Source organism: Streptomyces sp. NPDC094032, assembly GCF_040303965.1.
Lineage (GTDB): Bacteria > Actinomycetota > Actinomycetes > Streptomycetales > Streptomycetaceae > Streptomyces.
The window spans coordinates 273622-281597 of record NZ_JBEOUE010000008.1 but is presented as its reverse complement, the minus strand read 5'-3'; the positions used below and the strand labels follow the sequence as shown (position 1 = coordinate 281597).

Genomic DNA, 7976 nt, shown 5'->3' with positions numbered 1-7976 from the left:
GCGTAGAGCGTTCCGGCAGCCCCACCCACCTTGTTCCAGACCGTCCCGTTCCCCTGTGTCCCTACGGGCTGGTCCGCCCCGGCGGCAGCGCGTACGCCGACCAGCCGGCATGCCGATGGCCGTGGCCGTGGCCGTGTCCCGGCCCGTGTCCCTGTGAGGTGTGACCGTACGTCCCCGCCCCGAACGACCGGAAGCTCAGCTCCTCCTCGCCGCTGCGGTCGCCCGGCAGGGTGAGGAACGACCGGCGGTACTCGGAGTACAGGGCGTCGTAGATCGGCGTCGCCGAAGGACCCGCCGACATGTCCTGCGCCGGACGCATGGACGGGATCGGACTCGGATACTGCTGACGGAAGGGGTCGTATGGGTGCACGTAGGTGCCAACGACCCCGCCCTCCGTGAGATGCGGGCGCCCCTCGGAAAGAGGAGCCCGGGGGCGCGGCACGGTGGGAAGGCCCGGGACGCGCGCCGGCCTTATGCCGGGGACGTCCGCCATCACGTACCGGCCAGCGGCATGGCGGCGGCGACCAGACGCCCGTTGGCCGCGGCCTTCTCCAGGGCGTCCCGCAGCAGGTCCTCGCGCGGCTGCTGGCCGATGGAGCCGACCGGGGCGGCGAACACCAGCACCGTGTGCGACTTGTTCGCCGCGGCCCGCCAGCCCTCGGTGACCTGGAGCGGCTGGTGCGCCTGCCACCAGGCGACCTGGCCCGCGCCGCCGGCGCCCGGCTGGAGCACCGAGTGCAGCTGGCCCATGGCGACCAGGACCGACCAGCCCGGCAGCGGGGCCGGCTTCACGTTCATGTCCGACACCGGCTGGAAGCCCTGCTCCGCCAGGAGCGGCAGGAACTCGTCGACCAGGCCCTCCGAGCCGGGACGGGCGACCGGGGCGGTCGGCTCCACCACGAGCGCCGGGTGCAGCTCGCCCTCGATCAGCACCAGACCGCTGGTGACGCCGAGCACCGCCTGCTCCGGGTGGGACACGGCCAGCGAGTCGGCCGCGTCCGCCGCCGCGATGGAGGCCACGGCACCCTGGAGCTGCGCCTCCTCGACCCGGACGACCTGGGACGGGATGCAGCTGGCGTGGGCGAAGGCGAGGACGGCGGTCTCGTCGCCGACGAACAGCACCGTGCTGGTGCGCTCCTGCTCGGAATCGCCCGGCGTACGGCAGGAGGTGCAGTCGTAGCTGCCCGGGGCGTTGTCGCCGGCGAGCAGCCGGTCGGCTTCTTCGTCGCCGATCTCGGCGCGTACGTCCTCGCTGACGTCGAGCATGCGCGGCACGGGGGGCTCCCTGGACTCGGTGCGTGCGACGGCCGGGCGGTTCCCGGGCGTCTCATGCCGAGTTCAACGGGCAAGCCTCGGCCGGGGTCACGCGTGCGCGGCCGACAACTTGTGTGACGCCGACCGGGTGGCATGTGAACGGTGTTCCGCGCGGCACGGGCCGGGCGTGCGCGGTGGCTGCCTAGCCTGCGCCGATGTCGAAGATCCGATCTGCGACGGCCGGTGCCGTCCTGGCCGCCGCGCTCCTCGCCCCGGCGGCCGCCGCCGAGGCCGCGGCCCCCTCACCGGTCGAGGCGTGCGCGCGGGACCAGTGGCCGTGGGGGTGCGTCGCCGAGTGCGAGAGCGGCGGGCGGTGGGCGGTGAACACCGGCAACGGCTTCTACGGCGGGCTCCAGTTCCAGCAGCCGACCTGGCGCGACTTCGGCGGCCTGCGGTACGCCCGGCGGGCCGACCTCGCGACCCGCGCCCAGCAGATCACCGTCGCCGAGGACGTCCTGCGGGTCCAGGGCTGGGGCGCCTGGCCGGTCTGCTCCAAGCGGTACGGGCTGAGCGGCCGCGCCCATGTCGTCCAGGCCGGCGACACCCTCAGCAGGGTCGCCCGCCGCTTCTCCGTACGGGGCGGCTGGGAGGCGCTGTACGCCGCGAACCGCGCGGCGGTCGGTCCGGACCCGGACCGGCTGATGGTGGGGACGCTGCTGCGGCTTCCCTAGGGCGTGGCGTCGGGGTCCTGCGCGGGCCGCGGTTCGAGGAGCCGGCGCAGCATCGGGCCCGACAGACGGAGCACGTCCTCCAGGTCCGCGTCGGCGAGGTAGGGCATCCTCAGCATCTCCCGCTGGACCGCGATCCCGAACATCACCGCCGACAGCAGGGCCGCCCGCAGCCGCGCGTCCGGTCCCTCCATCGCCTCGGCCAGCGGGTCCACGGCGCCGGTGGTGGTCTTCTCACGGAGGAGCTGTGCGGCCTCCTCGTTGGTCATCGCGGAGCGGAGCAGGGCGAACATCGGGTCGTTCCGGGGCCCGGCGAAGTCGGCGAGCATGGCGCGGAGGTACTCCTCGCCCTGCCGGTCGTCCACCCTCAGCTCGGCCGCGTCGAACGACGCCTGCCAGTCCACCGCCTCGCGGAACAGCTGCTGCTTGGTGCCGAAGTACTTGATGACGGAGGACTTGTCGCACTCCGCGGCGGCCGCGATGCCCCGGATCGTGGCGCGCTCGTACCCCTGCCGGCCGAACTCCTGACGGGCCGCCTCCAGGATGCGCCTGCGGGTCCGCTCGCCCTTGGTCTCCTTCTCCGGCATGGCGGTGCTCCTTGATTCCAGAGTGACCGGGGACGTGAGCGATCGTACGCGGACGGCCGGACCGGGGATCACCCCTCCGGTCCGGCCGTCCTCGCATGTCAGCCCATGTGTACGGGAGCCGGCCCGTCGGCCGTCCCGGGCTCGGGGCGCTTGGCGTTCACGGCGAGGCCGACGACCACGATCCCCGCGATCATCAGGACGGCCGAGCCCACGAGGGCCGCGGTGTAGCCCTCGGTCAGCGCGCTCGCGGCGCGGGCGAGGAGGCTGGTGTCGCCGGTCGCCAGCGCCTGGTAGTAGGCGCCGTCCGCGTGGGCGAGCGTGTCGTCGGCCTTGGCCGTCGAGACCGTGGCCAGGACGGCGAGACCGATGGCCCCGCCGATCTGCTGGGCCGTGTTGAGCAGCGCCGAGGCGATACCGGCGTCCTCGTGGCCGACGCCGGAGACCGCGCCGAGGGTGACGGGGAGGAAGGACGTGCCCAGACCGACCGCCGTGATGAACATCGCCGGCATGAGGTGCGCCCAGTAGGAGGAGTCGGGGGTCAGCGAGCCCAGCCACAGCATGCCCGCGGCGGCGAGGACCAGACCGGGGACGGTCAGCGCGCGCGGAGCGAACTTCGCCACCAGCTTCGAGCCCATGCCCGTCGCCATGCCCATTCCTATGCTGAACGGGATGTAGGCGAGACCCGTCCGCATGGCGTTGTAGCCGAGGACCTGCTGCATGAAGAGCGACAGGAAGTAGAACATCGCGAACATGCCCGCGCCGATGAACAGCATCGTCGCGTACGAGCCCGCGCGGTTGCGGTCGGCGAGCAGGCGCAGCGGCAGCATCGGCGCCGAGACCTTGGTCTGGAGGACGACGAAGACGACCAGGAGGACGGCGGCGGTGCCGAAGAACGCGAGGGTGCCGCCCTCGGTCCAGCCGTGTTCGCCGCCCCGCGTGATGGCGTAGACGAGGGAGACCAGGCCGGCGGTTCCGGTCACCGCGCCGGGGACGTCGAGCCGCCCGCGCACCCGCTCGCCCTCGGCGAGGACCTTCGTGCCGAACAGGACGGCGAGGCCGATCGGGACGTTCACGAAGAACACCCAGCGCCAGTCGAGGTACTCGGTGAGCAGCCCGCCGAGCAGCAGTCCGACGGTCGCGCCGACGCCGGACATGGCGGCGTACACGCCCATCGCCTTGTTCCGGGGAGCGCCCTCCGGGAACGTCGTGGCGATCAGTGACAGCGCGGTCGGGGCGGCCACCGCCGCCCCGACGCCCTGGAGGACGCGCGCCGCGATCAGCAGCTCCGAGCTGGTCGCGAAGCCGCCGAGCAGCGAGGCGAGGGTGAAGACGGCGATGCCGATACGGAAGACCTTGCGGCGCCCGAAGAGGTCACCGGTCTTTCCGCCGAGCAGCAGGAGGCCGCCGAAGGCCAGGACGTAGGAGTTGACGACCCAGGCGAGCCCGGAGGCCGAGATGTCCAGGTCCTCCTTGAGGCTCGGCAGCGCGATGTTGGTGATCGTGCCGTCGAGCACGACCATCAGCTGGGCCGAGGCGATGACGACGAGGGCCAGGCCCAGGTGGCGTCCGGGTGCGGGGGGTGCCGCGGTGGATGTTGCGGTGGGTGACGACATGGGGACCAATCCAGAAAAGTGTACAAGCGGTGCGTTTTTCGGCTCGCACAACCTAACACCTTCCGGATTCATTCCCCCGAGGGGTATGTGGGGCGGGGTGGCGTCGGGATCTCGCCGGCGGCGGCGAGGGAGCCGCGCCGCAGCTCGTACGCGACGGAGCCCGGCGGCAGCCCGTGCGGGATCCGCTGCTCGGCCAGGACGACGGCCGCGCCGCCGGGGCGGGCGAGGGCGGCGAGCAGCGCGTACGTACGGGCGGCCACCGCCCGCGACAGGCCGAGCGCCGGCTCGTCGACCAGCACCACGCGGGCGTCCGACAGCACGGCGCGGACGAGCGCGAGCATCCGGCGCTCGCCGCCGGACAGGGTGCCGGCGCGGTGCGCGAGCAGCGGTGTCAGTTCCGGGTACGCGGCGAGGGCCTCGTCCTGGCGGCCGGGCGCCGCGAGGTCCAGGTTCTCCGCGACGGTGAGGGTCGCGTAGACGGCCCGCAGGTCCGGTACGAAGCACAGGCCGCGGCGGGCGCGCGCGTGGGCGGGCAGCCGGGTGACGTCGGTGCCGCGCCACTCCACCCGCCCCGCCGCGAGCGGCACCGTCCCGGCGAGGGCGCGCAGCGCGGAGCTGCGGCCGGCGCCGTTGCGGCCCAGGAGGACGGTGACCGTGGCGGCGGGCAGCGGCAGGTCGAGGCCGTGCAGGGCCTCCAGGGGGCCGTAGCGGACCCGGGCGGCGCGCAGGGCGATCTCGACGCTCATGACACGATCCGGCCGCCTTCCATCGTGTGGACGGTACGGGCGATGCCGGCGACGAGGTCCGGGTCGTGCTCGACGACCAGCACGGTCAGGCCGTCGGCGGCCAGGGCTTCGAGGATCCGGGCGAGGGTCGCGGTCTCTGTGGTGTCCAGGCCCGCGGCGGGCTCGTCGAGCAGCAGGGTGTGCGGCCGGCCCGCCAGCGCCCGGGCCAGCTCGACCCGGCGCAGCGTCCCGGTCGGCAGCCCGGCCGCCGCGCGGTGCCGCACCGGTCCCGCGAGCCCGACGAGCCGCAGGGCCTGCTCCACCGCGCCCGGGGTGGTCCTGCCGCTCTGCTCGGCGCCGACCCGGACGTTCTCCTCGACGGTGAGGGACGGGAACACGGCGAGCCGCTGGAAGGTCCGGCCGATGCCCAGGCGGGCGCGGGTGTGGGCGGGGCGCGCGGTGATGTCGGCCCCGGCGAGGGTGACCCGGCCCGCGGTGGGCCGCAGGGTCCCCGCGAGACAGTCGAACAGGGTGCTCTTGCCGGCGCCATTGGGGCCGACGAGGGCGGTGATGCGGGCGGGGTGGAGGGTGAGGGTGACGGTGTGGAGGGCGGTGAGGCCGCCGGGGTAGGTGAGGGTGAGGTGGTGGGCCTGGAGGGTGGGGGGTCCGGCCGCGGGCCGGTGGGGGGTGGGGGTGGCCGGCCCGGCTGCGGGCCGGTGGGGGTGCGCCCGGCCTTCGGCCGGGCTGGGGTTCCCACCCGCACCACCCGTTCTGTGGGTGGGCAGAGGTGCGGGTCCTCCCGTGGGGGGTGCCGCGCCGTCGGCGGCAGCGGGGGGTGTGCGTACCCCCCTCCCCAGCCCGGCCAGCAGTGGTGGCACCCGGCCTACCAGCATCGCCAGGATGCCGATCGATGCCGCTGCCACGCCCGCGTGGGTGGCGGTGAGGAGGGCGGCGGCCAGGAGGGGGGTGAGGAGGGTGTCGGCGCCCAGGGTTAGGACGGCGGCGAACCAGAGGAGGCCTTGGAGGGGGTCGTACGCGTCGGGGTCGAAGGTGCGCTGGCCCATGGTCAGGAGGCCGCCGCCCAGGGCCGCCAGGGCCGCGCCCAGGGTGAAGGAGAGGAGTTTGAGGGCGGAGACGCGGACGCCCGCCGCCTCCGCGCCGGGCTCGTGGTCGCGCAGGGCGGCGAGGGCGCGGCCCGTGCGGCCTCGGCGCAGGGCCGCCACCAGGAGGAGGGAGGCGGTGAGGAGGGCGAGTTCCAGGGTGTAGTACGCGCGGTCGTCCGCGAAGGCGGCCGGGCGGGAGACCGTCAGGCCCGCCGTGGCGTAGGGCTGGGTCAGGACGAAGCGGCTGACCGCCACGCCGACCGCCAGCGTGGCCAGCGCCAGCGCCAGGCCGTGGCGGCGGATCGCGGGCCAGCCGGTCAGCAGGCCCAGCGGCGCCACGCACAGCACCGCCGCCCCCAGCGCCACCAGCTCCGGGAGCCCGGCCGCCGCAAGCAGGGCCGTGAAGAGCGCGCCCAGGCCCGCGTACGCCGTCTGGCCCAGCGCGATCTGCCCGGCCCGGCCCGAGACGACGACCAGCGAGAGGAGGATGACGGCGAGGGCCGGGACCTGGACCGAGGTCGTGAGGTCGGTGCCGCCGAAGCCCAGCGGCAGGAGCATCAGGATGCCCGCCGTCAGCCACAGGCCCGGCGGGACGCGGCCCGCGGTCGTCGTCGGCGGCAGCGTGTCCCCGCCGCCCACGCCCGGCAGCACCAGCGCCGCGACGAGCAGCGCCACCACGAAGAGGTTCGCCCCCACCGCCTGGACCAGCGGCCCCGCCCACCCCTCCGGGTGCAGCCGGGTGAGCTGGGCCTGGGCCACGCCCAGCGCGAGCCCGGTCAGCACCGCCACCGGCAGGCTCCGCATCCGGGCCACCACCGCGACCGCGATCACCTCGACCACCAGCAGCGGCATCCCGTACGGGTCGAGCCGCACGTACGGCGCGAGGAGCACCCCGGTGAGGCCCGCCGTGAACGAGCCGAAGGCCCAGCCCGCCGCCGACACCCGGTCCGCGGCGATGCCGGAGACCATCGCGAGCGGCCGGTTGTCCACGACCGCCCGCAGCTCCCGGCCGAAGCGGGTCCACCGGGTCACCGCCCCCACCAGGCAGGCCAGCGCCACCACCGCCGCCAGTTGCGCCCACGGGTCGTCGCCGAGCAGCACCGGCGCGTCCGAGCGGGCGCCGGTGCCCCAGACCAGCGCCGCCACGCCGACGAGCAGGACGAAGACGCCGATCGAGGCCACCAGGGTCTGCGCCGGGTTCGCGCCCGCCAGCGCGAGCGGCCGGAAGACCGCGCGGTCAAGCACGAGACCGATGGCCGGTGCCACGAGGAGCAGGGTGAACGCGGTGGCCGAGGGGAGCGGCCAGGACCACTCCACCACCAGCTGGCGCAGCACGTACGCGCAGATCATCGCGACCGCGCCGTGCGCCAGGTTCAGGACGCCGGTCGCCCGGTAGGTGACGATCAGGCCGATGCCGGTGAGCGCCGCCGCGCTGCCGACCGCCAGGCCGGCGAGCGTCAGGTCGTACGTCAGCGAGGCCACGGCTCACACACCGGACAGGGGTCCAGCTCCGCGTCCCCCACCGGCACCGCCTCCGGCCGCGCCGCCACCAGCGGGCAGTCGGGGCGGTGGGCGAGCGTCCCGCCGGGGACGCGGAGCGGGGGGCCGGTCGAGGAGGGAGGGGGAGGGGAAGGGGGAGAGGGAGGGGCGTCGGGGGCGGGGGTGTGTGGGCGGGCGGGTGCGGCGCGGGTCCCCGCCGCCAGCAGGACCGCTCCCGCGACGATCAGCGCCGCTCCCGGCACCGTGCACGAGGCGAGATACGGCAGCTGCCGTTCCGCGAAGCGTTCGCCCGAGATGCCGTACCAGCCGAGCGCGCACAGCACCGCGCCCCCGGCGGCCGCCGCGAGTCCGCCCCACAGCAGGATCCGGGGTGTCGACGTCGGCACGGGCTTCTCCCTCATCCTCCATCTTCTTCGTCCGCTTTCTTGCACTATGCCCCTATCCGGCACACCCTGGAATCATCAGG

General features: G+C 74.8%; 8 protein-coding genes. 1 reads left to right on the top strand and 7 read right to left on the bottom strand.

Features of this window, described 5'->3' with window-relative positions; translation table 11 throughout:
• Positions 1-61: 61 nt before the first annotated feature.
• Both ABTZ54_RS15075 and ABTZ54_RS15070 read right to left on the bottom strand, forming a co-directional pair.
• Positions 62-319: a hypothetical protein gene (locus ABTZ54_RS15075; RefSeq protein ID WP_351662354.1), complete on the bottom strand. Its 258-nt coding sequence runs from the start codon at positions 317-319 to the stop codon at positions 62-64.
• A 173-nt stretch (positions 320-492) separates the two neighbouring features.
• Positions 493-1275, bottom strand: a complete 783-nt coding sequence (locus ABTZ54_RS15070) for a DUF8842 C-terminal domain-containing protein (RefSeq protein ID WP_351662351.1) — start codon at positions 1273-1275, stop codon at positions 493-495.
• Positions 1276-1469: 194 nt separating this feature from the next.
• Here ABTZ54_RS15070 and ABTZ54_RS15065 point away from each other — a divergent pair, with 194 nt between their 5' ends.
• On the top strand, positions 1470-1985 hold the full coding sequence (locus tag ABTZ54_RS15065; protein WP_351662348.1) for a LysM peptidoglycan-binding domain-containing protein: 516 nt from the start codon (positions 1470-1472) through the stop codon (positions 1983-1985).
• Here the strand turns inward: ABTZ54_RS15065 and ABTZ54_RS15060 are convergent.
• The 5 genes from ABTZ54_RS15060 to ABTZ54_RS15040 form a co-directional block, all read right to left on the bottom strand.
• Positions 1982-2569 (bottom strand): TetR/AcrR family transcriptional regulator, encoded by a 588-nt coding sequence (locus ABTZ54_RS15060; protein ID WP_351662345.1) that lies wholly within the window; start codon positions 2567-2569, stop codon positions 1982-1984. The genes ABTZ54_RS15065 and ABTZ54_RS15060 overlap by 4 nt on opposite strands.
• Positions 2570-2667: 98 nt before the next feature.
• Positions 2668-4182: an MFS transporter gene (locus ABTZ54_RS15055; RefSeq protein ID WP_351662343.1), complete on the bottom strand. Its 1515-nt coding sequence runs from the start codon at positions 4180-4182 to the stop codon at positions 2668-2670.
• 68 nt (positions 4183-4250) lie between these two features.
• Positions 4251-4928 (bottom strand): ATP-binding cassette domain-containing protein, encoded by a 678-nt coding sequence (locus ABTZ54_RS15050; RefSeq protein WP_351662340.1) that lies wholly within the window; start codon positions 4926-4928, stop codon positions 4251-4253.
• Positions 4925-7492 carry an ABC transporter permease subunit gene (locus tag ABTZ54_RS15045; protein WP_351662337.1) on the bottom strand — a complete coding sequence of 856 codons (2568 nt, stop codon included), beginning with the start codon at positions 7490-7492 and terminating at the stop codon, positions 4925-4927. Before ABTZ54_RS15045 ends, ABTZ54_RS15050 begins: the two co-directional genes overlap by 4 nt.
• Entirely contained in the window at positions 7480-7911 is a 432-nt protein-coding gene (locus ABTZ54_RS15040; RefSeq protein ID WP_351662334.1) for a hypothetical protein, read from the bottom strand. Before ABTZ54_RS15040 ends, ABTZ54_RS15045 begins: the two co-directional genes overlap by 13 nt.
• Positions 7912-7976: the final 65 nt, after the last annotated feature.

What these genes read in the sequence shown, in the direction of transcription:
- ABTZ54_RS15075 (WP_351662354.1), bottom strand. Translation starts at nt 319, where the DNA reads ATGCGTCCGGCGCAGGACATGTCGGCGGGTCCTTCGGCGACGCCGATC.
- ABTZ54_RS15060 (WP_351662345.1), bottom strand. Translation starts at nt 2,569, where the DNA reads ATGCCGGAGAAGGAGACCAAGGGCGAGCGGACCCGCAGGCGCATCCTG.
- ABTZ54_RS15065 (WP_351662348.1), top strand. Translation starts at nt 1,470, where the DNA reads ATGTCGAAGATCCGATCTGCGACGGCCGGTGCCGTCCTGGCCGCCGCG.
- ABTZ54_RS15050 (WP_351662340.1), bottom strand. Translation starts at nt 4,928, where the DNA reads ATGAGCGTCGAGATCGCCCTGCGCGCCGCCCGGGTCCGCTACGGCCCC.
- ABTZ54_RS15055 (WP_351662343.1), bottom strand. Translation starts at nt 4,182, where the DNA reads ATGTCGTCACCCACCGCAACATCCACCGCGGCACCCCCCGCACCCGGA.
- ABTZ54_RS15040 (WP_351662334.1), bottom strand. Translation starts at nt 7,911, where the DNA reads ATGAGGGAGAAGCCCGTGCCGACGTCGACACCCCGGATCCTGCTGTGG.